General features: G+C 38.5%; 29 protein-coding genes, 3 pseudogenes and 1 riboswitch. Of the genes and pseudogenes, 14 read left to right on the top strand and 18 right to left on the bottom strand.

Annotated features, from left to right (window positions below; all coding sequences use genetic code 11):
* Window positions 1–14 precede the first annotated feature (14 nt).
* From JCM14932_RS01535 to JCM14932_RS01520, 4 genes are all read left to right on the top strand, one after another.
* Window positions 15–995 carry an acetylxylan esterase gene (locus tag JCM14932_RS01535; protein WP_025023301.1) on the top strand — a complete coding sequence of 327 codons (981 nt, stop codon included), beginning with the start codon at window positions 15–17 and terminating at the stop codon, window positions 993–995.
* A 424-nt stretch (window positions 996–1,419) separates the two neighbouring features.
* Window positions 1,420–1,932, top strand: a complete 513-nt coding sequence (locus JCM14932_RS01530; RefSeq protein ID WP_025023300.1) for a DUF1440 domain-containing protein — start codon at window positions 1,420–1,422, stop codon at window positions 1,930–1,932.
* 7 nt (window positions 1,933–1,939) lie between these two features.
* On the top strand, window positions 1,940–3,265 hold the full coding sequence (locus JCM14932_RS01525; protein WP_025023299.1) for an MFS transporter: 1,326 nt from the start codon (window positions 1,940–1,942) through the stop codon (window positions 3,263–3,265).
* Between the two features lie 120 nt (window positions 3,266–3,385).
* Window positions 3,386–3,760, top strand: a complete 375-nt coding sequence (locus JCM14932_RS01520; RefSeq protein WP_051528048.1) for a nuclear transport factor 2 family protein — start codon at window positions 3,386–3,388, stop codon at window positions 3,758–3,760.
* Here JCM14932_RS01520 and JCM14932_RS16880 read toward each other — a convergent pair.
* The 5 genes from JCM14932_RS16880 to JCM14932_RS01500 all read right to left on the bottom strand — a co-directional run bounded on the left by JCM14932_RS16880 (window position 3,740) and on the right by JCM14932_RS01500 (window position 6,957).
* On the bottom strand, window positions 3,740–4,165 hold the full coding sequence (locus JCM14932_RS16880) for a zinc-binding dehydrogenase (RefSeq protein ID WP_235700494.1): 426 nt from the start codon (window positions 4,163–4,165) through the stop codon (window positions 3,740–3,742). The genes JCM14932_RS01520 and JCM14932_RS16880 overlap by 21 nt on opposite strands.
* Entirely contained in the window at window positions 4,166–4,711 is a 546-nt protein-coding gene (locus JCM14932_RS16875; RefSeq protein ID WP_235700493.1) for an alcohol dehydrogenase catalytic domain-containing protein, read from the bottom strand.
* The gene (locus JCM14932_RS01510) at window positions 4,711–5,373 is read right to left on the bottom strand and encodes a ribose-5-phosphate isomerase A (protein WP_025023297.1); all 663 of its coding nucleotides are present in this window, start codon (window positions 5,371–5,373) and stop codon (window positions 4,711–4,713) included. Before JCM14932_RS01510 ends, JCM14932_RS16875 begins: the two co-directional genes overlap by 1 nt.
* A gap of 99 nt (window positions 5,374–5,472) precedes the next feature.
* Window positions 5,473–6,186 carry a C40 family peptidase gene (locus JCM14932_RS01505; RefSeq protein ID WP_025023296.1) on the bottom strand — a complete coding sequence of 238 codons (714 nt, stop codon included), beginning with the start codon at window positions 6,184–6,186 and terminating at the stop codon, window positions 5,473–5,475.
* A gap of 213 nt (window positions 6,187–6,399) precedes the next feature.
* Window positions 6,400–6,957, bottom strand: a complete 558-nt coding sequence (locus JCM14932_RS01500) for a guanylate kinase (protein ID WP_025023295.1) — start codon at window positions 6,955–6,957, stop codon at window positions 6,400–6,402.
* Between the two features lie 84 nt (window positions 6,958–7,041).
* On the opposite strand from JCM14932_RS01500, the gene JCM14932_RS14170 reads away from it, so the two are divergent.
* Window positions 7,042–7,242: a hypothetical protein gene (locus JCM14932_RS14170; RefSeq protein WP_034542365.1), complete on the top strand. Its 201-nt coding sequence runs from the start codon at window positions 7,042–7,044 to the stop codon at window positions 7,240–7,242.
* Between the two features lie 44 nt (window positions 7,243–7,286).
* Here the strand turns inward: JCM14932_RS14170 and JCM14932_RS01490 are convergent, their stop codons facing one another.
* Complete coding sequence (locus tag JCM14932_RS01490) at window positions 7,287–7,922, bottom strand: LVIS_2131 family protein (protein WP_025023294.1); 636 nt, start codon at window positions 7,920–7,922, stop codon at window positions 7,287–7,289.
* Between the two features lie 285 nt (window positions 7,923–8,207).
* Between JCM14932_RS01490 and nrdH the strand changes: the two genes are divergently transcribed.
* The 8 genes and pseudogenes from nrdH to JCM14932_RS16870 form a co-directional block, all read left to right on the top strand.
* Window positions 8,208–8,438 (top strand): glutaredoxin-like protein NrdH, encoded by a 231-nt coding sequence (gene nrdH, locus JCM14932_RS01485; protein WP_025023293.1) that lies wholly within the window; start codon window positions 8,208–8,210, stop codon window positions 8,436–8,438.
* Window positions 8,438–8,812, top strand: a complete 375-nt coding sequence (gene nrdI, locus JCM14932_RS01480) for a class Ib ribonucleoside-diphosphate reductase assembly flavoprotein NrdI (RefSeq protein WP_025023292.1) — start codon at window positions 8,438–8,440, stop codon at window positions 8,810–8,812. The genes nrdH and nrdI overlap by 1 nt, the downstream gene beginning before the upstream one ends.
* On the top strand, window positions 8,799–10,964 hold the full coding sequence (gene nrdE, locus JCM14932_RS14165) for a class 1b ribonucleoside-diphosphate reductase subunit alpha (protein ID WP_034542363.1): 2,166 nt from the start codon (window positions 8,799–8,801) through the stop codon (window positions 10,962–10,964). Before nrdI ends, nrdE begins: the two co-directional genes overlap by 14 nt.
* Window positions 10,965–10,976: 12 nt before the next feature.
* Window positions 10,977–12,005: a class 1b ribonucleoside-diphosphate reductase subunit beta gene (nrdF, locus tag JCM14932_RS01465; protein ID WP_025023291.1), complete on the top strand. Its 1,029-nt coding sequence runs from the start codon at window positions 10,977–10,979 to the stop codon at window positions 12,003–12,005.
* A gap of 416 nt (window positions 12,006–12,421) precedes the next feature.
* Window positions 12,422–12,853, top strand: a complete 432-nt coding sequence (locus tag JCM14932_RS01460) for a MerR family transcriptional regulator (RefSeq protein WP_025023290.1) — start codon at window positions 12,422–12,424, stop codon at window positions 12,851–12,853.
* A gap of 48 nt (window positions 12,854–12,901) precedes the next feature.
* Complete coding sequence (locus JCM14932_RS01455) at window positions 12,902–14,038, top strand: NADH-dependent flavin oxidoreductase (protein WP_025023289.1); 1,137 nt, start codon at window positions 12,902–12,904, stop codon at window positions 14,036–14,038.
* Window positions 14,039–14,140: 102 nt separating this feature from the next.
* Window positions 14,141–14,322: pseudogene (locus JCM14932_RS17715) on the top strand (IS4 family transposase); the annotation flags it as partial.
* 306 nt (window positions 14,323–14,628) lie between these two features.
* Window positions 14,629–14,800: pseudogene (locus JCM14932_RS16870) on the top strand (transposase); the annotation flags it as partial.
* A gap of 9 nt (window positions 14,801–14,809) precedes the next feature.
* On the opposite strand, the gene JCM14932_RS01445 reads toward JCM14932_RS16870, so the two are convergent.
* Complete coding sequence (locus tag JCM14932_RS01445) at window positions 14,810–15,382, bottom strand: sugar O-acetyltransferase (RefSeq protein WP_025023288.1); 573 nt, start codon at window positions 15,380–15,382, stop codon at window positions 14,810–14,812.
* A 123-nt stretch (window positions 15,383–15,505) separates the two neighbouring features.
* On the opposite strand from JCM14932_RS01445, the pseudogene JCM14932_RS16220 reads away from it, so the two are divergent.
* A pseudogene (locus JCM14932_RS16220) lies at window positions 15,506–15,667 on the top strand (transposase); the annotation flags it as partial.
* 99 nt (window positions 15,668–15,766) lie between these two features.
* Window positions 15,767–15,835: riboswitch (Fluoride riboswitch) on the bottom strand.
* A 99-nt stretch (window positions 15,836–15,934) separates the two neighbouring features.
* Here the strand turns inward: JCM14932_RS16220 and JCM14932_RS01440 are convergent.
* The 11 genes from JCM14932_RS01440 to JCM14932_RS01395 all read right to left on the bottom strand — a co-directional run bounded on the left by JCM14932_RS01440 (window position 15,935) and on the right by JCM14932_RS01395 (window position 26,128).
* On the bottom strand, window positions 15,935–16,150 hold the full coding sequence (locus JCM14932_RS01440) for a hypothetical protein (protein WP_025023287.1): 216 nt from the start codon (window positions 16,148–16,150) through the stop codon (window positions 15,935–15,937).
* Window positions 16,147–17,076, bottom strand: coding sequence for a sce7725 family protein (locus JCM14932_RS01435; protein ID WP_025023286.1), 930 nt, complete (start codon window positions 17,074–17,076; stop codon window positions 16,147–16,149). The genes JCM14932_RS01440 and JCM14932_RS01435 overlap by 4 nt, the downstream gene beginning before the upstream one ends.
* Window positions 17,073–17,789, bottom strand: coding sequence for a hypothetical protein (locus JCM14932_RS01430; RefSeq protein WP_025023285.1), 717 nt, complete (start codon window positions 17,787–17,789; stop codon window positions 17,073–17,075). Before JCM14932_RS01430 ends, JCM14932_RS01435 begins: the two co-directional genes overlap by 4 nt.
* Window positions 17,767–20,154: an ATP-dependent DNA helicase gene (locus JCM14932_RS01425; protein ID WP_025023284.1), complete on the bottom strand. Its 2,388-nt coding sequence runs from the start codon at window positions 20,152–20,154 to the stop codon at window positions 17,767–17,769. Before JCM14932_RS01425 ends, JCM14932_RS01430 begins: the two co-directional genes overlap by 23 nt.
* Window positions 20,155–20,265: 111 nt before the next feature.
* Entirely contained in the window at window positions 20,266–20,649 is a 384-nt protein-coding gene (locus JCM14932_RS01420) for a DUF1634 domain-containing protein (RefSeq protein ID WP_025023283.1), read from the bottom strand.
* On the bottom strand, window positions 20,649–21,491 hold the full coding sequence (locus tag JCM14932_RS01415) for a sulfite exporter TauE/SafE family protein (RefSeq protein ID WP_155832051.1): 843 nt from the start codon (window positions 21,489–21,491) through the stop codon (window positions 20,649–20,651). The genes JCM14932_RS01420 and JCM14932_RS01415 overlap by 1 nt, the downstream gene beginning before the upstream one ends.
* A gap of 2 nt (window positions 21,492–21,493) precedes the next feature.
* Complete coding sequence (locus tag JCM14932_RS01410; protein ID WP_025023281.1) at window positions 21,494–21,976, bottom strand: hypothetical protein; 483 nt, start codon at window positions 21,974–21,976, stop codon at window positions 21,494–21,496.
* 9 nt (window positions 21,977–21,985) lie between these two features.
* A complete protein-coding gene (locus tag JCM14932_RS01405; RefSeq protein WP_025023280.1) occupies window positions 21,986–22,891 on the bottom strand; it encodes an alpha/beta hydrolase in 906 nt (301 codons plus the stop codon).
* Between the two features lie 160 nt (window positions 22,892–23,051).
* Complete coding sequence (locus tag JCM14932_RS14160; RefSeq protein ID WP_235700492.1) at window positions 23,052–24,113, bottom strand: MFS transporter; 1,062 nt, start codon at window positions 24,111–24,113, stop codon at window positions 23,052–23,054.
* Window positions 24,113–24,247 (bottom strand): hypothetical protein, encoded by a 135-nt coding sequence (locus tag JCM14932_RS17370; RefSeq protein ID WP_268870356.1) that lies wholly within the window; start codon window positions 24,245–24,247, stop codon window positions 24,113–24,115. The genes JCM14932_RS14160 and JCM14932_RS17370 overlap by 1 nt, the downstream gene beginning before the upstream one ends.
* Before the next feature lie 258 nt (window positions 24,248–24,505).
* A complete protein-coding gene (locus JCM14932_RS01395) occupies window positions 24,506–26,128 on the bottom strand; it encodes a helix-turn-helix domain-containing protein (protein WP_235700491.1) in 1,623 nt (540 codons plus the stop codon).
* Window positions 26,129–26,422: the final 294 nt, after the last annotated feature.

Genomic DNA, 26,422 nt, shown 5'->3' with positions numbered 1-26,422 from the left:
AGAAGTGAACTTCATTGCAAGATACTATGCCGTTGAAAGATATGGAAACATACACAGGTCAAAACGATCCTCCCAAGGACTTTGATGAATTCTGGGATAACAATATTAAACAGTTATCAACCACATATAATTACAAATTAACACCCCAGAACTTCAACTTACCTATGGTGAATTGTTTTGAATTAACTTTTGAAGGAACAAATGGTGCGTCTATCTATGCCAAATGTATCTTTCCAAAATCAGATACAGCAGTTCCCGTTGTCTTTAATTTCCATGGATATATGGGACAATCATCAGACTGGTCAACTCTTTTACAATTCCCAGCTGCAGGATTAGGTATCGTCGCAATGGACACTAGAGGTCAATCCGGTAAGTCTACTGACGGCAAGTCGTTTCGTGGCAACACGGTCAAAGGACAAGTTATCCGTGGAGCCATCGACGGAAAAGATAATTTATTCTTCAAAGATGTCTATCTAGACGTCTATCAATTAGTTGAAATCATCTCAGAACAATCATTCGTAGATGAAAATAAACTATACAGCTACGGTGGATCTCAAGGTGGGGCCCTATCCCTCGTTGCCGCAGCCTTGAATCCAAGAATAACTTCAACTGTAGCTATTTATCCATTCTTATCAGACTTCAAGCGCATCCTTGAACTAGGTGACCAAAGTGAACCATACGATGAATTCTTCAGATACTTTAAGTTCTCTGATCCCTTCCATCGGACCGAACAAGAGATCCTTAATACTCTGTCTTATATCGATATCAAAAACATGGCCCACCGCATCAAGGGAAAGGTTAAACTGATTACCGGACTGGAAGACAATGTCTGCTTCCCTTCAACTCAATTTGCAATTTATAATCGTTTAAATTGCCCAAAGGAACACTTGATCATGCCAGAATATGGACACGAAGATATGCACGTGCACGTCAACGACTATGTCATGAATTGGTTAAGTGGATCCACTATAAACATTCGTACACAAATGCACTAAAAAACAGGAATCCTGCAGTAGAGGCAGGATTCCTGTTTTTGATTCTACAAAAATATAAATCAGGGGGGAAATATATTTTCAAAGTTATTTGCTTTTTATATAGGGGTTTTATTTAATTGGGGGATTAAATAAAATTGTTTAAGGGTTTTATCTATTTTGTGTATTGTGTTGTTGTTTTGTGAGTTTTTAAGAAATTTTTATACGGGGGTTGTAACTTAATACTAAGATTATCGCTGCATCCTGTCACCTCTTTGTTATTTGACTATGCTTAAATAATAACGTCTAATTATGAATAAATAACTGGGAAAGTACGAATAAATAAGTAATAAAGTATGAAGAAATTATGATGTCCCAAGACCTATCACCTGAGTTATCGTGAATCTTGTTTTATAATGAAGGAAAATACGATCTGAGGGGGACTATTATGAAATTATCTCATGAACAAAAGCACAACTTGAAAGCCGCTGTTATTGCTGGTACAGCGGCCGGTGTTGTTTCCGGATTAGTTAAGCTTGGCTGGGAAAATATTTTGCCACCAAGAACTGCTGAACGTAATTCAACTAACCCACCACAGAAATTACTACAACAATTTGGTATGCCCGAAAAACTAACTCACGCTACATATACCTACTCTGGTGAGAAGTTGCCTTGGGTCAGTTACTTGATGCACTTCGGCTTCTCTACTTCATTCGCCATCATCTATGAAGTATTAGCACAGTACAAACCATTCATTAGAGTTGGCTCTGGTTCGATTTTTGGCTTAGCTATCTGGGTCGCCTTTCACATCGGAATCATGCCAGTGATGAAGACTGTTCCATCACCTGCTGATCAACCAACTGAAGAACACATCTCTGAGGCACTTGGACACATCGCTTGGATGTGGACTAATGATATTGTCGGAGCAGAAATTTACCGTCGCCTAACCGCACAAAAGTAGGTGTCATATGAATAAATGGGTAACATCTATACCTGAACGACTGAGCTATGGACTAAGCGATGCAGCAGATAACCTTGTCTTCCAAATGATGACAATGTATCTGCTGTTCTTCTACACTGACGTCTTCGGACTAACACCTAATGAAGTAGCTATCCTTTTCGTTGTAGCACGGACAGCTGACGTCTTCGAAAGTCTGCTTATCGGCGTTATGATCGATCACACACATTCCAAATGGGGCAAGAGTCGGCCATTCTTCTTATGGTTCTCTTTTCCATATGTTGTCTTCGCCATCTTAACGTTTGTCACACCGGGATTCTTACCACACTCTGGTAAACTTATCTGGGCATACGTTACATACTTAGGCTTAGGATTCTTCTATACAGCAGTTAACCTGCCGATAACATCGATCCTGCCAACAATGACTGAGAACGAAAAAGAAACCACCCTACTAGGTGTCATTAGACAATTCTTTGGTAGTTCCGTTCAGATCATTGTCGCTACCTTCACCATTCCATTGGTAGCTTTCTTTGGTAAAGGTGATCAGCAAAAAGGATTCTTACTGACGATTGCCTTATTTGGATTAATATCTTTGATATTGATCCTCAATACTTTCTTCCACGTTCGCGAACGTTACACTAATAATGAAATAAATCATCAACCATTGTCAGAAGTCTGGGGCATGATGAAGCAGAACAAACCTTGGATGGTTATTTCGATCGTTATCTTCCTATATTGGATGACCACTGCGATCAAGAACCAGACGATTATTTATTATTTCAAGTATGTTCTCAAGAATGAAGGAATGGTCTCACTCGCCAACAGCTTTACGCTGACCGCACTGATCGGTGTTGTTTCAATTTATTATGTTTCCGGACGAATCGGCAAGAAGCATACAATGCTGTCTGGTATTGCAATGGCATTTGTCGGGCAATTGATTATCACTTTCGCAGCCTACACTGAGAACATGACGGTGTTATTTGTCGGTATCTTAGTTAATTCTATTGGTAACGGGTTCATAATTGGACTAGTATCCATTATGATTGCGGACACTATCCGCTATGGTACTGCCATGGGGATTCAGGCTGAAGGTGTTCTAGCATCGACCGACGATTTCGGTGTCAACTTAGGGCTGGGGCTTGGTGGATTAGTAACAGCTGAGTCACTGCAACTAACCGGCTACGTATCCAACAAAGCACAGTCAGCTTCAACGATCTCCGCTATTAACTTGAACTTTGCAATCATACCGCTGATTCTCTATGCTGTAATGTTCCTAATCTTACTGGCATATAACGAAAGCAAGATTCAATCTAAGATAAAAGATATCACTAACTAAATACAAATATATTAATAAAAATCCTCAAGAAAATATAATATTTTCTCGAGGATTTTTGTTAGCATTTTCACAGAATCGGCCTATACTTAGCGTCATCAAGGTGTAAGAAGGTGCGTTATAATGATGAATAAAACTATGGATAAAAACCTTGAGACAATAAACAAATACTTTGAATTGTCTGACTTTGCCTCCAACGACGAACAAGCCGTCAATGACATCGTCGATCTATTCGCAGATAATGTAACTATCCGTTCAGGACTTGATGAGACAGCTTCTAATAAGGAAGAAACAGCTGCTTTCTTCAAAGCTTTTTTCAGCCGGAATAAGGTATTGAAGCATATTCATCACACTCAGACTTTGGAAAATTACTACCAAACCGAGTGGTCAGTCGCCGGATTAAAGGATGATGATTCTATCTTTGCTTTGCACGGATTCGATTATTATCGCTTTGATGAAGATGGTAAAATAGTTTCTCTACTGATCGAGATTGCTTAGCTTCAAAATCAATCTTTTACCAGCATCTTGACCATTTTCAAGTACTTCGTGAGCCTGTGCCGCCTTATCCAGCGGCATGACCTCACATTTATCATCCAACAAATAACCTTTACTAAGCCAGTAGTTCAAAACCCTACCGGCTTTTTGTATTTGTTCTAAGGTTGCATGACTGATCACAAAGCCTTTGACTGACTTCGAACTGGTATAAAACTCTCTTACATCAAAGGCAAACTGATTATCTTTGGGAGCAGTTATCAAAACTACTTGACCATAAAGATTCAACTTCTTAAGATTATCATTCAGACTAACTTTGCCAGAAGTATCTATTATATAGTCAAATTGCTGGTGAATATCCAAAACACTATTATGATAATCGTAAGTTTCATCGCTGCCTAATTCGGTCAATCATTCAAAATCTCTAGCATTACTAGTGGTTGTAACATTTAAGCCTGACAGTTTGCTCAATTGAACTAACTTAGTACCAACGTGACCACCAGCACCTTCGATCAAGATATTCTTATTACGCTTTATGCCAAAAACATCATGCAGGACAATCGCAGCCGTCGCAGAAGAATGTAATGAGGCAATCAACTGTACCTCATCAACATCAGGAGCCTTAAACAAGCGTGATTCTGGTATTGCAGCCAATTCACTAGCTACACCATTACGACCGTCATAGCCCATGCTGTTCGTCCACACGTGGTCTCCTACGTTGAACCTAGTTACGGAATTACCAATTCTTGTAACTGTTCCAACTGCATCACGACCAATAACAAATGGAAACTTCATACTAGTTTCGAAACCACCAGCACGTACGAAGGTATCGACATGATTAACCGAAACATAATCTATCTTTACTAATACATCGATGTCTCCGACGACTGGAGTTGGTAATTCTCCGATTTTTATTTCATTATAAGAACCTGTTTGATTTATATATGCAGCTTTCATTACTTCAAACTTCCCTTTTGAATTACTTGGTCACCGTCAGATAATAAGGCGGCAGATATTAGATTATGGAAATATGACGTCGCAACTACGCCGTTGAATGAACTTATTTTTTGGTCTATCTCCAAAATATTATCCCAATTATCAAAAGTACAATCGACTAATCCATTACCTAGTCGTGTTCTAACGATGCCAGCAACATCGCTGGATTGACGAACAACTGCTTGGCCGCCTAATTCAGTTACAAGTTCGATAACTTGTGGTATAGCGGCCTCGATCACTTCCAAACTTAAGAAAACATCTGGATCTAATTCAGATTTCAAACGTTCTTTAGGTGCCAATATAATATAGTTTTTGGCCATTTGTGCGTAGATCTTCTCGAATACATGAATACCACCATTACTCTTGAGTGCATTCAAATTCTCATCTAAACTGTCACAGCCATCAAAACCTAGATCGATTTGTTTGATCTGATCTAACTCAGAGACTTGCATTCCCAGATCCTGGCAGGATTTCTTTGTGACTTCTGACGGAGTACAAACCGTAATATCTAGTTTTTGACGTGCGACTTCTTTTAACAATCTACCAACATTACTGCCACCACCAAAACTGACTGTCATCTTTGGCTGTATTAAATTTATGGCTGCTTCAATTATTTTTTCCATATTAAGCCTCACTATCGTTTAGTCCTATTCATTATACTAAATTGGACAAAAAAAAGACTGCCCGAGGCAGTCTTAAGCGATTTTAATTTTGAATTTATATTATAGAACCTTAACAGCGAATGAAGGCATGAAGTAACCTGAGATTGTTGAAATCTTAACTGATTCGCCTGGTTGTGGTGCAGCGATGTATTGGTTGTTACCTAAGTAGATACCTACGTGGTATGAAGAACCTTGGCTACCCCAGAACAATAGATCTCCGACTGAAGCTTGTGAAACAGCTTCTGTTGTACCGGCTGATTCTTGAGCTACTGTGTAACCACCGATGCTCTTACCAGTTGCTTGTTGGTATACGTATGATGTGAAACCTGAGCAGTCGAAACCTGAAGGTGTCTTACCACCCCATACATATGGTGTACCTAAGTATTGTTTTGCAGTGTTAACAACAGCGTCAGCTGATGATTGTGTTGAAGCAGCTGAATCGTCTGCAGCAGCTTGTGTAAGTGTTGCTGTATCAGTAACATCTGAAGCCTTAACCCATTCGTTCTTACCTACGTAGTAGTATGTGTTACCTGAAGCGTCTGTAGCTGATTTAGCAACAGCCCAGTCAGTATTTGCAGCAAGTGCACGACCAGTTGTCTTGGCATCTGATGAAGCAGCTGAATAAAGAACTGCCATGCTATTTGTACGAACTGCAGCAGGTGTAGCTGTATCAGCCTTAACTGTTGTAGAAGCGTTTGAAACACCTAATCCTGTAACTGCTAATGAAGCAGCTGCTGTAAATGTAATTAGACCTTTTTTAATCTTAGTATTCAAAATTGAAATCCCCCGTAATGGTTTGTTTTTTTTAATTGTTTAAATTTTCTTAAAAGTTATTTTCTTATCACTCAACGATGACTATAATACACTCTGAATGTTGCAGAATTGTTACAGCAATTGTATAAGAATGTTACACTTTTTTGTTCACAAAATTAAAAGGCTATCAATGTTGATATATCAACATTGATAGCCTTTTTGTGAATAATCAAATTATTTGGATTTTAGGTTATTTACTACTTTATCGACCTTTTTCTCGGTAATTTTGATGTCTTTGTTCACAATTTCGTATGATTTGCCCCTTAATTCATCCGGAATTCTGAGATCTCGCTTAAATTCTTCACTATTTATTCGTCTTGTTAATCGCTCTGGATCATCCCCACGGCCGTGCAATCTGTGTGCCACAGTCTCAACATCGACCTCCAAGAAGATCACAACAGCTGTATCTCCGTACTTCTTCTTATAAGAAATAGCCCCAGCGGTATCGACTACAATGCTGGCAACATCGACTGTTTTCCAAGTTTGTTCCAAGCTTTCTTCTGAAGATCCGTAGTGAAAGCCAGAATATTCCACTTGCTCTAAGTAATGGTTTTTTGAAAAAGTTTCATCCGTTTCGAAATGATAATCCACACCGTCTACTTCACCAGCACGTGGAGCCCTAGTAGTGTGTGTCAGGACCGGAGGAATATTATATTTTTGTTTGAGATATTGGCTGATAGTCGTCTTGCCCGTACCGCTGGCGCCGGTAATTACGATAATTTTTTTATCCATAATGTATCCTATTATTTGAATTATTTCTTCTACTATATTATTATACTAGTCTGTTAAGTAAAAAATCCTAGGAGATTTATACATATGAAAATAGAAGATTTAAAAGTCGGAGAAGTTTACAAGTGCAAAGTGGATGAAGATATGGATTATCCATTTGAAGGTAAAGTTGAAAAGATCTACGAACATTCAGCTTTGATGGAAATTGTAAAGAATGATCCTAAAGATGATACAAATAAGATGGAACTAAACAATAAGATCGTTGTAAGTATTAAAAAAATCAAGTAAATCTTAAAGGAGCTATGGCAATTAAGTCATAGCTCCTTTTTTTGTTATTCTCTCTGTGCTTCAACATCGATAAATGAACGTGCAGGTACTCTCAAGACACGGTATTCTACCGCAAAACGTCCCGCTTTAAGTCCAAGTCCATTTGCGAAGTTATTCTTATACTTAGCGTGTGCCGTAATGACATATGCATATTGATACTTCGAATCCATTTTCTTGATCTTATCCATTGGCCAACTCATGCGCATCCCTGATACATTGAATGGCAAGGTAGCATCTGAAATAGTCGCATTATGACTTGAGACCGTATAAGTTGAGTTGTTTACCCAATATTGATATACGTCGTTGTCACTGTGCTTATCCTTCTTATCGATCCTAACGTAATAACCCTGACCATCAGTAGTAGTTTGTACGATCATCGGCTCATACTTATAAGACATCTCAATATCATTCTTGTCCTTTAGATCCACCCTCGAGAACAATGTTACGTACAGCATTGCACTCACCGCAAAGATGACTACAACTATTTCCAACAGATCAACTAAGATCGTCTTCCAAGTAATGCCATTTTTTTGAATCACTAATATTTTTAAATGTCGATTTCTAATATTAAATACCACGAAGATCAATAGTGCGATAACTATGATCCAGGCGATAATTCCCACAAAATTCCAAGAACTCATAATCTTCTCCCTACTAAATTATTGCCTTTCAACAATTGTAATTTTAACTGAAAAACATATAATAGTCATTACGGTAATTTTACCACGAAAGAACTAAATATAATAAAAATCAGAATATTATTCTCTAGACAAAAACCATCAGACTGGTCTTTCTAGCCACACTATGATGTATACCAATTATAATACAATACTATATATTGTGTTTTCACAAGAAGAATTACTAGTATTGGTATATTGAATGTTTTATACTAGTGAATGAATCACATTTCGAGGGAGCGAAATATTATGAACAACGTAATCGTATATAGCAAAAACAACTGCATGCAATGCAAAATGACAAAGAGATACTTAAAAGAACATAACATCAACTTTGAAGAACACAACATTAATCAAGAACCAAAATACCTTGATATGTTAAAAGAACAAGGCTTCCAAAGTGTGCCCGTAGTTATGCCCGAAAATAGTGACCCTATCGTCGGTTTCCGTCCAGACAGTTTGAAAGAACTCGCCAACTGATGGTCGAAATAGCCTATTACTCAATTACCGGCCAAACGCGACGCTTCGTCAACAAGACCGGTCTAAATGGATATGAAATATCTGATGCCGATCCTTTTCACAAAATGGGTCGGTCTTTTATTCTCATCGTTCCGGCATACGACGATGATATGATGGATCCAGTCGTTGATTTCTTACAGTACAAAGACAATGCCAAGAACTGTGTTGGCCTCGCTGGTGGCGGGAATCGTAACTTCAATTCTCTTTACAACCACACAGCCAGAGACATCGCCCATGGACTAGATGTTCCGGTTGTCTTCGAGTTTGAATTCAATGGTACCAACAAAGACGTAGAAAACTTCAAGAAAGTAGTGAATAACTTTGGGACTAAATAATCTAGATGTAACTAAAGTAAGTTACTTCAAGCTAAATAACGAAATCAATATTCCAGTTGACGGTAAAATTCCGTTGAATAAAGATCAAGAAGCTGTCAAAGCTTTCTTCGCTGAAAATGTCGAACCAAATACTATGAAGTTCGATTCATTCAAAGACCACATCGACTATTTGATTGACAATGACTACATCGAAAAAGAAGTTATTGATAAATATCCATTCGAATTCATCGATCAACTTTACCAGTCATTATTAGATCAGAACTTCCAATTCAAGTCATTCATGGCTGCTTATAAGTTCTTCAACCAATACGTTATCAAGACTAATGACGGTGACATGTACCTCGAAAACTACGAGATGCGTATCTTATTCAATGCCTTGTTATTCGCTAATGGTGATCAAGAACAAGCGACAACTTTAGCTAATGAAATGATCATGCAACGTTATCAACCTGCTACACCATCATTCTTGAATGCTGGTCGTAAGCGTCGTGGTGAATATGTCTCCTGCTTCTTATTACAAATAACTGATGATATGAATAGTATCGGTCGGACGATCAACTCCGCCTTGCAACTATCCCGTATCGGTGGTGGTGTTGGTATTACTCTATCCAACTTGCGTGAATCAGGTTCGCCGATCAAAGGTATCGATAATTCTTCATCTGGTGTCTTGCCAGTTATGAAGTTACTTGAGGACAGTTTCAGTTACAGTAATCAATTAGGCCAACGTCAAGGTGCCGGTGCGGTTTACTTGAATGTCTTCCATCCTGACATTATTGATTTCTTATCTGCCAAAAAAGAAAATGCGGATGAAAAAGTTCGTGTTAAAACTCTTTCACTTGGTGTTATCGTCCCTGACAAGTATTATGAATTGATCAGAAATGATGCCGACATGTACTTATTCAGCCCTTATTCAGTCGAACGCGTTTATGGCGTGCCATTCTCATATGTCGACATCACCAAAGAATACGACAACATGGTCGCTGACGATCGTATCAAAAAATATAAGATCAACGCGCGTGAACTAGAAGACGAAATCAGTAAACTACAACAAGAATCTGGTTATCCTTACGTTCTAAATATCGACACCGTTAACCGTGACAATCCGATCGACGGTAAGATCATCATGAGTAACTTGTGTACTGAGATTCAACAAGTCCAGATTCCTTCAGAACTAAATGATGCTCAAGAATATACCCAACTAGGAACTGACGTTAGTTGTAATCTTGGTTCAACTAACATCTTGAATATGATGGAAAGTCCTGACTTCGGTAAGTCGATCCGTTCAATGCTTCGTGCATTGACATTCGTCAGTGATGCTTCTAATATCACCGCTGTGCCTTCAGTTGCTCACGGTAATACAATGAGTCATTCTGTTGGCCTCGGTGCCATGGGACTTCACACCTACCTTGCTAAGCACCACATCGAATATGGTTCACCTGAATCAATCGAATTCATCGGTGTTTACTTCATGCTTCTTAATTACTGGACATTAGTTGAGAGTAACCACATTGCCAAAGAAAGAAGTGAGACTTTCGCTAATTTCGACAAGTCAGCCTATGCTGACGGATCATACTTTGACAAATATTTAACTGAAGACTTCGCACCTAAGTCTGACCTGGTTAAAGAATTATTCGCTGGGATCAAGATTCCTGACCAAAACGACTGGGCTAATCTTAAAGCCGATGTACAACGTGACGGCTTATATAATGCCTACCGTCTAGCTGTTGCTCCTAACGGCTCGATCTCATACGTCAACAATACTAGTGCCAGTTTACAACCTATCACTAGACTAGTGGAGGAACGTCAAGAGAAGAAGAACGGTAAGTTATACTTCCCTGCTCCACTACTAAGTAATGACACGATCGGTTACTACAAGTCAGCTTATGATACTGACATGCGTAAAGTTATTGATATCTACGCTTCAGCTCAAAGATTCGTCGATCAAGGTATGAGTTTGACATTATTCGTCCGCTCGGTCATCCCTGAAGGTCTCTATGAATGGAAGACTGAACCTAAGCAAACGACGCGTGATCTCAGTATCTTGCGTAACTATGCCTACTACAAGGGTATCAAGTCACTATACTATGTCCGTACATTTACCGAAAATAACGATGAAATTGGAAGCAACGAATGCGAAAGCTGCTCAATTTAGGAGGATTTAACAATGGTTGACACGTACTATAAAGCCATGAACTGGAACAAACTTGAAGATGTAGTCGACAAGGCTACTTGGGAAAAACTAACTTCGCAATTTTGGTTAGATACTCGTATTCCACTATCAAACGATATGGACGACTGGAGAACACTCAGCGACATCGAACAAACTGTTGTTGGACACGTCTTCGGTGGCTTGACACTGCTTGATACGTTACAATCACAAGATGGTATCGAAGCTATGTTGAAGGATACTCGTACTCAAGCTGAAACAGCCGTCTTCAACAACATTCAATTTATGGAATCTGTTCACGCCAAGAGTTACTCCTCAATCTTCAGTACCTTGAATTCTGCTGAAGAGATCGAAGAGATCTTCGACTGGACTGATCACAATGAATTTCTACAAAATAAAGCCGAGATCATCAATAATATTTACCAAAACGGCACACCACTCCAAAAGAAAGTTGCCAGTGTCTTCCTCGAAAGTTTCTTATTCTACTCAGGTTTTTACACACCACTTTATTATCTAGGTAACAACAAACTAGCTAATGTCGCTGAAATCATCAAGTTGATCATTCGTGACGAATCAGTTCACGGAACTTATATTGGATACAAATTCCAATTAGGATTCGAAGAACTATCTGATGCTGAAAAAGAAAAGATGCAAGACTGGATGTACAACTTGTTATATGAACTATATGGCAATGAAGAAAAGTACACTAACGAATTGTACAAGGGTACTAACTGGACTGAAGAAGTAATGGTCTTCCTACGTTATAACGCCAACAAAGCCTTGATGAACTTGGGACAATCACCGCTATTCCCTGATGGCAACGCTGAAGACGTTAATCCAATTGTTATGAATGGTATTTCAACCGGAACAACTAACCATGACTTCTTCTCACAAGTTGGTAATGGCTACTTGATGGGACAAGTTGAAGCTATGAAAGATTCCGATTACGATATCGGGTTGAACAATGACTCCGCTGCTCCTGATAATGGTGGCGATTTATTCAACAAAATCAAAAAATTAAAGTAAGCAAATAAGGTATCGCCGCTGGCGATACCTTATTCTTTACGTTCAATAACTAAAAGTTGAAAGCACCAAAATAGACTACAACTCATGAGCCACTTGAGTTGTAGTGGAAAAAACAGTCTTTTTTCAATACTGAGGAATCCATTTCAAAATTATCAACTAGACCATTTTTTGAATGTTGTAAAATAGTCATAGACATGAATACTCCTTTATATATTAGTTTTGGCGACTTAATTATAAGGATATGAGTAAGTTCATGTCTATTTTTATACAATAAAACCCCGTCATTCCGGGGTTATTATGTAATATTCAACTTTCAACCTTTAGAAGAATAATAATAAAATTTAAATTTTCTCTTGCTAAGGAGTTAGGTGCAGGGTTTATGATATCTTTATCAATTAAGAAAGCAGGTGAGTTTCATTAATAGAAAAGATGTTTCAAAATTAATTGGCTTTTCATCCGACACTTTACGTTACTATGAACGAATTGGTGTGATTCCACCAATCAAGCGTGATAAGAATGGGTACCGTGATTATCGCCCCGTAGATTTGGATTGGTTATTTTTAGTGAAATGTTTAAAAGACGCTGGACTATCTATGGAAGCCTTAATTGAATTTGCGAAGTTAAATCAAAGTGGAGAAAACGAGCCAGCTCAAAAGGCTATTCTACAGGAACAGCTCGAGAAATTAAATCAAAAGTCTGCTGAAATGAAACGAACTCGAAACTTACTGGAATATAAAATTGATACCTTTGAGGATCATATTGCCAAATTCAAAAGTGGTGAAATGGATGCTGATCATGTTGATGAACTGTGGAAGATGGATAAATTTCAAGTTCATAAACAAAAATAAATAGATTTAAGATTTCGAAAAGATACTCAATCATGAAAGAAGATATATATGACAACACAATATAAGAAAACTCTTGCTCCCTTTAGTTTTAAAAATGGGCTTACCCTTAAGAATCATATGGTTATGGCACCCATGACTACGTGGTCTGGAAACGCTGATGGTACGGTTTCTGATCAAGAGATGGTATATTATCGTCGTCGAGTTAACGGAATGGGGATGGTAATTACTAGATCGACTTCAGTTGCACCAAATGCTATTGGTTTCAGTGATCAGTTTGCCGGTTATGATGACAAGTTTATTCCGAGCCTTGCACGTTTGGCAGATGCTGCTAAGAGTGGTGGGGCTAAAGCAATTTTACAAATACTACATGCAGGAAATAAGACTAACACAAATTTAGTAGATCCAAAAGACATCGTTAGTGCTAGTCCAGTTTTAACAAAAGAAAGTACCTTTGTTGAGGCTTTTAGTCCCCGATCTTTAACTGAGAAAGAAATTTTGGAGATTATTAAAGCATTTGGCGATACCACTAGAAGAGCAATTGTTGCCGGATTCGATGGTGTTGAATTACATGGGGCTTTTGGTTTTCTTTTCCAAAATTTTCTCTCACCATACTATAACAAGAGACACGACCAATGGGGTGGTTCGCTTGAAAATAGAATGCGCTTCGCCCTAGCTGTTGTTGACGAAATAAAATCGACAATTGCACTTTATGCTAAGAAACCTTTTGTCTTAGGCTATCGTATTACGCTTGAAGAACATCTTGATGGCGGCTTGCGTCTACATGATTCGTTAGCTTTGATTGATGAATTGATTAAGAAAGATATCGATTATGTTCATGTAACATTAAATAGCGTGTTGACTTCTAAGCCGATTGGGAATTCAGATGAGGATGCTACCTATCTTGAAACGTTAGTTAAATACATTAATCATCGTATTCCATTAATTTCAGCTGGTTCTTTGGATACACCAGATCAGGCTGAAGAAGCATTGGACGATGGCCTGGACCTTGCTGCAATTGCACATGGATTAATAATGAACCCCGATTGGGCTGAAAAAGTTAAGTCAGGAGAAACGGCAGATATTGAACAACAGCTGCATGTCTCTCAATTAGATAATATGAAATTACCAGATAAACTTTGGGGGATGATACAAAATTCAGGTGACTGGTTTGATATCGTCAACTAACGGTTAAAAGTTAATAATGTACAGAGGAGTGTCATGCCTATGTCTGCTATACAATGTAATACTACCAATATTCATCATTTTTCAAAATTGAGCTTAAAACCAGATGAACGTACCCTAGGTGATTTATTCTATGATTATGGATGGTCTTAGAATGGTTATTAAAAACTATAACTGGTCTAGGTGAACGTTTTGAAATGATGGCCGAAGTGCTTGATAACATTTTCGATGGATTTAAAAAAGCATTACCAAGTAGCCTAACCCGGCTACTTGGTAATGCTCAATAAATCTGAAAATACTAACATTTGACTCCGCAAGCCTTTTATATCAAGGCATGTGATCTGTTTTTGTAACTTTCAACCTTTAGTAAATATACATAAGTCCCTAAATTAAAAAGTCTCTAGAATATTGGGTGTTGATGGAAATTCATCAGCATCCAATTTTTGTGTAAAATAAAAAAGTCGATGCATCACTTTTCATCAGACACTAGAGAATATCAACGTTTTATCGAAGCCTTAAGTAGAAGTTCACAGCTTGAAACAACCATTAAAGCCTATCGTAAACATCTGTCTCTAATTAAAAACATGATGAGCAAGTACCTACTCAAATGGTCCTTTTGAGGGTGTTAATCGGAAGATAAAACAAATCAAACGGACAGCGTACGGTTACAGAAATTGGTCGTGCTTTTACACACGAATTCGGACTGAATTTACAATTCAGAACAAAAAAGGAAACCAATTCAAAAATAAATTGGTTTCCTCATAAAGTCCCTCATCAACACTCGTTGACAAAGAGCCGTTTGATTACCTGAGCTGGCACACCACCAACTAAGACGTTGTCCGGCACATCCTTTGTCACAATCGCCCCGGCAGCGACAACCACATTACTCCCAATCGTGACACCGGGCATGACGGCCACCTTGCCACCAATCCAGACGTCATCACCAATGGTTACCGGACTGGCCTGAGCCGTGTAACTTCGGCGATCGGTCGCCACTAGTGGATGATTAACGGTATAGATATCCACGTTGGGGCCAATCATCACGTTGCGACCGATAGTCACTGGCGCAATGTCCAGAATTGTCAGATTATAGTTACTCAGAAAGTCCTCGCCCACGTGAATGTTGCGGCCATTGTCGCAATTGAATGTGGCCTGAACCGAGACGCGTTTCCCATGGCTACCCAGGATTTCTTTGATCTTGGCGGTCTGGGCTGCCGGGTCAGTTGCCGGAATGCTGTTGAATTCCTGACAGAGTTCAGCCGCCCGCGCCTTCCGTTCAGCGACCGCCTTATCGAGAAAATAGTAAGGCTCACCTGCATCCAACTTTTCAATTTCAGATTTTGCCATTAACCTTCACCTCACCCTTAGCTTAACACTTAAAACGCTTTGGGTGAAGTTGAGAACGTTAGTCCTCAACTTCTAGAGACCGTCCATACCTTTATTCATAAGATACGGTTTATTGAAAATATGACAAAGTGTTCTATCTCAAATGGCCCAATTGAAGGTGTTAACCGTAAAATTAAACAGATAAAGCGCACCGCCTATGGATACCGTAATTGGATCAACTTCAGTTATAGAATACAAATTGAATTCAAAATCAGGGTCCAAAAAAGAGGCCCAATTCGAAAATGAATTGAACCTCTTAAATTCCCCTCATCAACACTCGTTGACAAAGAGCCATACTATTTGACAAAGAACCAAAAAAAGATGGCGCCTACTGCACGCAAAAATTGTGCAGTAGACGTCATCAAATTGATTTACCAATTAATTTTAGTGGCGAACGTCATCGCCGATTAACTTTGAACACGCAAAGTATACCCCCTTACAAAATTTTGCGCAAGCCAGACCGACAAGTTGGTAAGTGTCAAGTTTTTCTCGGTCATCTCTTATTCGGTTTTTTCACTGATCTGGCTGACCTTGATGAGTTCTGCTCAATACTCTTGGTTCATACCCTGAACCATTGTCATTACTAATAATCATAAGTGTTTGACTCAAGTCATAATACTTTCGTAAATAAGCACTCATCTCATTGATGGCCTGTCGTCGATTCACATTCGTCACAATATAGCGATTAGTTAATATATGACGTTTCCCAAAGTAAGTAACAATAATCAATTCACCTTATTTCTTAAATCCAACAATCGATGCATCAACTGGAAGTGATGCATTAATGATAGTTTTTTAACATTTCCCAATCCTGGGAATTTGGTTTGCTTACTATAGTTGAGTAGTTCTCGTAGTGCTGGCGTATCATTCAACCCTTTTAAGTTGTCAGGCGCCCACGTCACTAATTTATTTAATGCTTCAAAGAACTTATCCTTCTGACCACCCATGGTCTGGTTGCTATCTGAAACAAAGTGATGAATCCGCAAACTACCATCAGACGTCACATAAATAATATGCAATGCAATCGCACGTGAAGGCATCCCCTTGTCGAAATAATGACTGCCGACCATTGAATAGTCACCGAAGCCTTGATAGTTATCGACTTGCTTCCACCAATTAGCGGCTTGAAAATATTCATCATCTAAATCCGCATAGTCAGCCACATGCTCAACAAATGCCAATGGATCGGTTAACGATACTGCCTTGTTTCCGACGATCTTGTGTAATCTAGCTTCTTCCGGAATCAAAACGTGATCGACTTGTTTTAATATTCGTGTGTTTTCATAAGCTTTCAGTAAAGGATAATTTTTAGCGATCAAAACACTAGTCTGGTTACTTGATGTTTTCAGAAAATCACTACTGAAATCTGGTGCCAAAATGGCACTTGGATGAAAAAATAAAAATCCTGACAAATCAGGTAATGGATGTAACTTGGCTTCTCCATTCAAACCATACAAGCTAACCTGAGGATTGGCAATAACACTGAAGGGCTGCTGGTGCTCAATAAAAGTCTGAACTGTCTGCTGCAATTCTTTGGAATCCCTCACTGGCTCAATTATAGGAATGATATTCGTACCTAACTGCTCGTGCTCACACAATTCCTTCAACGCCAATAAGTCATACATTCGACCACGTAAGTATGGATAATAGATCATATTTTATCCTCCAGGTCTGGTTGTTGCAGAGCTTGTAACTGCAGTTTTAACTCTTGATATTCAGCATTTCGAGCATCCAATTCTTCTTGTAACGCCGTCACAGCATCACTCTGCATGTCATCAACGAAGCGGTCATAGACATTATGATTTGGTTTGTAAATATCGTAACCTTTTTTGGCGCGTTTACGCATCTCTTTGTACAACTGATCATCAGAATATAATTGCAGTCCCTTTTCAACTCGCTTAGCCTTATCAACTTCACGGAACAATGACGCGACAAAATGGGCAGTGAGCGGCTTTTCTTCCACTTGCAAATCTTGATATTGAGCCTTTTTAGCAATCGTCAAGAATCCCGGTGTCCGCAGTGTCTGTGGTGCCAGATCAATTGCCTTCTTATCAAAGGCTCGATAGATCATCACCCCGATATGTGTCGGAATCTCATCTTGGACTTCTTCATACAACTTTTGTGGCAGAACAAAATAATTATAATTACCAATAAATGACAACTTAGCTTTGGAATGAAAATCTGACTTGGTAACTTTTAATTCATAACAACGCCACTCCACTTCACCATTTGGTAATTGCTGGTAACTCAAAGTATCGACGATACCCTTTTTATCTGGCATCGACACCTCTTCCACCACATAAGCTCCCTGCTCATAACAATATTGATACAAGGTACTTTCCAAATTACGAGTCAGCTTTGTTTTCATTTGTATCCTCCGTCTGGTTCCAAAAATTATCTATCGTTGCACTCAATTGATCAAGAGTTCTAATTCGTTGATAGTACTGCCAATGCGGTGGGAACAATTCTGTGTACCTGCGACTGGCGAAGCGCTGATCGAGTAACAAAATTATTCCCGTATCATGACTGCTGCGAATCAATCTACCGGCAGCTTGTAAGACATTATTCATCCCTGGCAACTGATAAGCATAGGCAAAGCCCTTGCCATTTTCTTTGTCATAATAATCCTTGATCAAATTATTCTCTGGACTAAGTCCCGGTAGACCGACGCTGACAATAGCAACACCGATCAACCGGTCTCCTCGCAAGTCGATTCCTTCAGAAAAGATCCCGCCAAGAACACAAAAACCGACCAACGTCTCGTCAGGATCCTTTTGAAATTGATCTAAAAAAGACTCTCGTTCTTCATTATTCATTGCCGGAGCCTGAACTGTGGTCTTAACGCCTGGATGAACGGCCTCAAAGGCCTCTTTGATCTGCTGCAAATAACCATACGATGGAAAGAAAAACAAATAATTTCCCTTCTTGGCATTGATCAACGTATATAGACTCGCAACTATCGCTGATTCACTATTCTCCCTTTCACGATAAGTCGTTCTGATATACTGAGTCACCAGGATTGCCTGATGTTTGGGTGGAAATGGTGATGGTAATTGATAGGCCAGACTATTGTCCAAGCCACCTAAGACGTTTTGATAATACGACATCGGTGACAATGTGGCTGAGAAAAGAATCGCACCCGCACCCATATTCAAGGACTTATCAATGAAGTCGCTTGGATCAAGACACAATTGTTTTACTGTGACAGTTCTATTCTCAATCACAATCCTAGTCTGGTAACTATCATCATAGAGATTACCGATCTTAACAAAAGTTAAGCAGTCAAAAAAGAAATCCTGCACTGAAGTAAGAAAGTCTGACGGTTTTTGTTGTGCCATCCAATCAGTTATGAAATCAGTGAACTTTCGTAGAACACGCAGTAGTGATTCTGGTGGATCTGGCGACATCTGTTCAGTCAATTGTTCTTCCTCTAATGAATCAGACAGACGCTTGAACCCACGACGAACTTTTTTCAATTCTTTTTGTAAATCTTCACTAGGTTGAGTCTTAATTGTTTTTGCTTTTTTTAATAACGGCGTTATGGCAGCATTAGAGATCGTCGCTGAATACATATCACGCGAACGACTGACCAAGTTGTGAACCTCATCGATCAGGAAGAAGTTTTCCAAATTACGCTCAGTAAAGAACCGTTGCAGATAAACTAGTGGATCAAACAAATAATTGTAGTCACAAATAATCACATCACAAAATAGCGATGTGTCTAACGAAAATTCAAATGGATCAACTGTGTGCTTGTGTGCATATTCTTCGATAACAGTTTTGGTTATCAACTCTTCATGTGTCAACAAATCTTTCAATGCTGGCTTTAGCCGATCATAGTAACCGACCATGTACGGATTATCCTCCGGAGCAACGTCTTGTTCTTCAGGAAAACGAATTTTATCTTTGGCGGTGAGTGTAATACTCTTAAGCTTCAGACCATCTTTAGCCATCATAGCAATCGCCTCTTCAGCAACATGGCGAGTGCTTTGTTTAGCTGTTAAATAAAATAATCGTTCGATTTTGTCCTCACCCATCGCTTTGACCGCTGGAAATAGCGTTGATATCGTCTTCCCCGTTCCCGTTGGTGCCTCAATGAATAAGCGCTTTTGCAGACTAATTGCCTTATAAACCGCACCGGCCATCTCATGCTGACCAGTTCTAAATTCAGGGAATGGAAACGGTAATTCCTTAATGGAGTCATTGCGATCTCGTCGCATATCAGCTCGCAATGTTAACCAATATTCATATTCTTTGATCAAATCATTAAAGAACTTGGTTAACTCAGCTCGCTTGAAGACTTCCTTAGTTCGCGTTATTTTTTCTTTGGTAACTTGAAAATAAGTCAATTCCAAGGTAACTTCGTCAAAATCAGGATTGTCTTGTAGCAACAAATATCCATAGACCTTCACTTGGCCCCAATACAGGTCGTGTGTATTGTCTGAGATTTCTTCAAACGCTTGGTCAGACGTCTTGATCTCTTCGATCAATAAGCCGTCGTCTTTGGTTTCGATACCATCAGCACGACCAGAGATAACATAATCTTGACCGTTCATTGTCACAACTTTTTTTAGATAAACTTCACTTTCATAGTCACTGGAACGACCACTTTGGAGCTTTCGATGAATTCTTGCCCCAGCCAGAGCCGTATTTTGACTATCCTTACTCTCAACCAAGTCGCCTTTGCGTAAGACAAATTCAACTAATTGTCTGATACCAACACGTGTCGCCATAACGAACTCCTTTCTGGACAAATTACAAATCACTTAACATTATAAAACAGACGTTCGTACTTGTCTTCAAAAATTAGCCAAAGAAAAAAGACCTCTCGCGAGATCTCTTAATCAACTGCGATATCCCATCAACATGGCAAATATCAAAATAATTAAAACAACAGTTGTAATAATAACGTATAAATTATCATGTTCCTTATAGAAGGCATAAATGGAAACTACAACACGCAGAACTGGTGTTAGGATCAGTAGGAAAATTCCCAACATAATGACTGCATATGACTTACCCGCCGCAATACCGGCGAAAATATCCGCGAATCGCTTCGGAAAACCATCAGTATAACCACCGCCACCATTGATAAAGTACATGATAATTCCAATCATGACTACAATTGCGGAAGTTATAACGCCGATACGAAGAATCTTACCGATCACCAATTCAACCTGGCGCGTTTCCTCATGCATTGATTTAGCATCTGTTTTTTTATCAGGCATTAGAAGTTCACCCCAAATCCTTTAAGAACCATTTGTACTCCCATGTATAAGATAATAGGAATAAAAATCATTCTAATAATCCTAGGCTTCAATACTTGCATGACACGTGCACCGACCAAGGCACCGATCAAAACACCAATTGCCAAAGGTCCGGCAATATCCGGTCTGATCGAACCATTAAAGAAGTAAACTGTTGCACTCGCAGCAGCTGTAACACCCATCATCAAGTTACTAGTTGCACTGGAAGGTTTGAGTGGCATCTTCATGATCGTATCCATAGCGATAACTTTGAAGGCACCACTACCAATACCTAATAATCCACTGGCAAGACCAGCGGCCCACATCATGATAAAACCGCCAGGAACATTTTTCATTGAGTAATCAACTTGTTTTTGTTCAGCTTTATCATAATAAGTGCTGGCCAGATTAAGTTTGGCAACGATCTTGTCATCGCCGGTATAAATTGACTCACCCTTCTTATCCATCAACTTACGGATCATATTATACGTTGAATACAATAGGAAGAATCCAAATAGAACATACAGGAAGGTACTGGAGAAGACACCTACCAGCAACGCACCCATAATGGCACCGATCGTCGTCGCAATTTCCAAGAACATCGCTACACGCAGATTAAGCATGTCGTCCTTCAAATAAGCGATAGTTGATCCTGAACTCGTAGCAATAACAGAGATAATACTGGCACCGATCGCATACTTGATATCAAGACCCATCATAATCGTCAAAACTGGCGTGATGATCATCCCTCCACCAATACCCAAAATGGCACCAAGACAACCTGCTGCTATTCCCATAACTAATAGTAGCAACATTGAATTCATAATTAATCTTCTTTCTTTTCTGCCTCATCTTCATCTTTGTTGTTGAAATTTTCAACAGAAGTTTCATAGTTCTTTTTCATTATACTCATAGTTTGTGTAATTTCTGTATCATTTAATTCATTTTCTGAGATTAAATCAATATGAAATTTTGAAGCATTCAAATAATCACAACGAGTTGAAAGATAGAATTTTGTTTCAACTTCAGCATCGTCATCGAAGAAGTGTGTAACTTTTTTAGCATCATCAAATGGCAAATTGATCACACCAGATTCAACATAAAAATCGATTGGGAATTCTGCATCAACCACATGGATCATCACTTGAGATAATTTGTTCTCAGAAAGATCCTTATCCATTTGTTCCTTAGCTTTGTTCAATGCCCAAGGAGATGCCTGCAATAAATCATCCTTGCTGATCTCTAAACTAGTTTGATTAAAAGTTCCTTCAGTAACTTTTTCAATAAAATCCTTGATTTGAATTTTCATAATTTCCTCCTAAAGATAACGTGCTAAAAAGTTTTCCACAGTTTTTTGGTATTTAATTGAATCAACATAATAACTTCTGATATGAACACCTAAACTATCATAGACCATTCTCGAAAAGTTTCCACAGGTGGATAACTTTTTCTCCATCTCGATGGGAACCGTAAAGTCATTTTTTCCATGCATGAATAATACTGGCACATGATTTTTGGCCAACGCCTTTTGACAGTCCGCTTGACCATAAAAAAATCCTGCCCTGAACTTTGAGATCATAGAAGCACCTTTGATCATTACTCTTCCCTTGATCTTATAGCGCTTCTGACAGTGATAGCTAAGAATATCCTCGACACTTGTGTATCCAGAATCTTCGATGATTGCTCTCACATTATCCGGTAATGACTCACCAGATGTCAACATGACTGTAGCTGCTCCCATTGAAGCGCCAAACAAGATAATTTTATCATTTGCACGATGCTTTAGTAATTCATCGATCCAATCAAGCAAGTCACGACTCTCAATATAACCATATCCCATGTACTTACCTTCACTCTGACCAGCAGCTTGATTGTCGATCTGCAAGACATTATAACCTAGATGATTGAACAATTGGGCGTGAATGTCTAGTGACGTATGATCAACTGCGAAGCCATGAACCAAAATAACTGTTGTATCTGAGTCATTCTCAGTAAACCAGCCAACTAATTTATTATCATTGAATTTTGATTTGATCGTCCAAGTCTCTTTTTTTAACTTCAAGAACTCAGCCGTTCGTTCATCAAGACCCGGATCACGCTTTATTTGTGGTGCAGTACCGCCCAGAGCCTTCGAACCACGCTTTTGAAGATATAAAAAAAGAGCGTTCAGAATTAGAACGACCAGAAGTAACACTATGATTATGATTGAAATTATAATCGTCATTGTTTTTCTCCTTTGTGTTTCAAAGCTTGTTTGCGACACGCTCTAAACGAGTTCCATAAGGCAAACCTCTGCGCTTGCTACGAATAACGAATGCGTCACTTCGTGTCACACACGTTATCCTAGGCAATGCTCAAGGTCTACCGCCCTTATTCCACTCTCTCTAATCTAATTCCTTAACACTCTCCATAGCAAATGCTACAACGATCATCATGATTGTAATCGCAATAAACAGATGCGCAAATGACATTACTGTAATAACCAAACTACCAACATAAGGTCCCAAAGCACGGCCTAATGATCCGAAGATACTATAGAAGCTTTGGAATGTTCCACGATTCTTGTTCGTTGACATTTTACTCAACAAGGCTGGAATCGTTGGGAAGACGATTGATTCACCAATTGTTAGTATCAACATACTCAAAATATACATGGCGTAGGTTTTGGCACCTGGTAACAGAGTAAATGATAAGCCCATGATGATTGTTCCCACAAAGATCTGGTGCTTCAAAAGCTTAAATACTCTCGATGCAACACGATTCATTATTGGTTGAATAATGAGTAGTGATACAGCATTAAATGTGAAGACAAGTCCAAATTGACGTGTTGAGAAGCCATTGTCGATCATATAGATCGAAATATTGCTGTCCCATTGAGAATATCCTAACCAAACAACAAAAATCGACAAGCAGATGATGATCAAATTAAATTTAAATCTGCTCGCACCGATCTTAATTTTAGGATCTTCAACATCAGAACTAACGTATTTTTGACGAGAGCCTCTCTCAAGTTCTTCCTCATTAGTTTGATCAAGGACACTTCCTCTAAATATCAAAATAATAATACATAGTAAGAATAACAAAACTGGAATAAAGAAAGTAAAAAAGATGCTGAGCTTAAATATAAATCCAACTGCAGTTGAACCAATTGCGATACCAACATTCGCAGCCAAATACATTATATTAAATATAGTTCGGCTATCTCCTACCATTTGTTCCGCCACAAAGGCTGTATAAGCATTAATCGCTGTATACGACAGACCCATTCCAAATCCTAAAATAACTAGCATGAACGCATATGTGGGCCATACATGATGAAACGACATGAAGACCAATGACACAATCGCAATCAAGTAGCCGATATACAAAGTTCCACGTCTGGAGAAACGATCAAACATCACACCACCGATCGCATTTCCGACCATCATTAAGACCGAATAAGCCATCAAGCCAATCCAGCAGTTGTTAATGATTCATGTAAGTTCTTATGAATAAAAATCGTATTGACCGGTAAAATAAATCCCATCACCATATTAAAAGTAATGTTCAATATCAATAACCAAATTCTTTGAGCACGCATCTTTTTCACCTCTTCGATAAATTTTTTAATATTTTTAGCAATAAAAAAACCATGGCATAATCAACCATGGTTTAAACGGTAGTACTCTAATGAGTAACCAGAAATCGGTTCACACAATTTCTGAAGATATCGCTCACTAATCCTGCGAGTGTTGCTTGATACCCTACCTAATAAGTGCCGTCCAAATTCGACGGCTCTCGACTCATCGCACGAGATACATCATAATATGTTTTCAGAAAAAAAGCAACCATAATGAAACTAAAGATCCGGATTTTGTGAAACTTTCTCTTCAGTCCAGATTTTATAGATAAGATTTAATAGGCCACCCATTTGTCCATCAACGCCATTATACATCCAGCGATAGACACAGGCATCCTTTTGCATCTGGTCCTCAGGTAAATTATCACTATTAGCTATAACGATTATGTCAGCGTCCTTAGGATCACTGACGATCTTGGCATATGGCAATGATTGAAGCGTTACTGAGAGATCAGAATAGACAAGGAAGAATGACTCTAATTCTAAGTAGATCTTAACTTGAATATCCTTATTATATAGTGAGAAGAAGCGGTAAGCGATGGCATAGATAGCCTCGGAGATAGCTTTTGACTTCCCTTTAAGTGAATTGTACTTGTCACGCAACATTAAGTGTTGAACAGTTGAGTCGATCTTGCTCTCAAGATTCTCATCATTGATCTTACTAATAGCGTCACCGAATCCAGAATAAAGATTCAAGATCTCCATATAGTTACGATCAAGTGCCAGGACACCAATGATACATGTTGTTAAATTATATTTGTAACGTAAGAATTCTTTGTGAGACAAAGCCATATCTGAAATTGTCTGTTCAACATCAATTGGGATCAATTCTAAGAAGTCATCGATGAAGTTCGCAAATAATGGATTATATCTGACCAATTGTTTGGAAACTGATTGAAGATATTCATCCGAAACCTCAAAGGTCGTTGGAACACACATCAATAGAATATAGAAGTCAGCCGATTGGAACATTTGCTCCTCATAACTAACGTCTTCTTTGATCGCACGTTTCAATTCTCTGATCTTGGCACTGCCAGTATCACCTTCAAGCATGGCACTTGCACCTTCAAAGATATTAGGGAACGGATAATTGATCACATTAAGTGCATCCATGTTTTGCATATGGTTACCATCAATAATTCGATATAGATGAGACATAACTACATAAGCATAGAATAGTTTAGTGATTTGATTAGTTGGCTTCATACGATATTTATCGAGTGCAATGTCAACTACCTTAAAGGCAGTCTCCTTTGTAAAGTCCTCAAATGGCCATACAAATCCTCTTGTGGCATTCCAGTATAATGCAGCGATTGCGAGACGAATAGCCTCCTCATCACCGACAAAGCGCATAGGTTCATACGCAATCCGGACACCAAAGCGTTTTAAATAACTTCTAACAGGTTTCAAGTGACGCAATACCGTAGCTTTACTACTATTAAGATCTGTATAGAATTGTTTGAATGATGATTCTTTTCCCTTAACGATTGCATCTAAGAAAAGATAACCATCAGACTTAGTAGTTAAATAAGCATGGTAACCGTCGCGCGTCACATTAAACATTTCTTCAACTGAGTAATCCTTCTTACCCAAGATATCGTAGAAGTCCTCTTGGATACCTAAGAAAGTATTGTAGACACTTCCGTAGCTCTTATTCATTTGATAAGCAGCCTTACGAAGATTAATGTCCTTCACAACAATATTGCGGTTGCGATATGTACCGATTAAATCGGCACTAGCCAATTGTGTAGTTCTGATCAATTTGATCTTATTAAACAATTGAATTTTTTCTATTTCCGATTTAGATAAAAATAAGTCAGTAAAACTATCCAATAATGCCACCCCCAGGTTAAATAAATTATATCATAGTAAAAAATTACACTTGTTTTTATTAATAAAATTAATAAATTAATTCAAGTTAAAACAAAGACAATATAAGATTTAATAAATATCATCCTATTATCTACATTTTAAGACCCCAATCATAATAATAACAGTGAGATTTTAACAATAAATATAAATTTTAATTAGATAAAAAGAATTTTAATATACTTGTATCATTAAAATATTTTACGCTAAATATAAAATAAGTATAGCGTTTTCGAATTTTCTTATATTACATTTTGACGACACGAC

It is taken from the genome of Companilactobacillus nodensis DSM 19682 = JCM 14932 = NBRC 107160, from assembly GCF_000615905.1.
In the GTDB taxonomy this organism is placed as follows: domain Bacteria; phylum Bacillota; class Bacilli; order Lactobacillales; family Lactobacillaceae; genus Companilactobacillus; species Companilactobacillus nodensis.
This window is presented reverse-complemented; position numbering and strand designations above follow the sequence as displayed.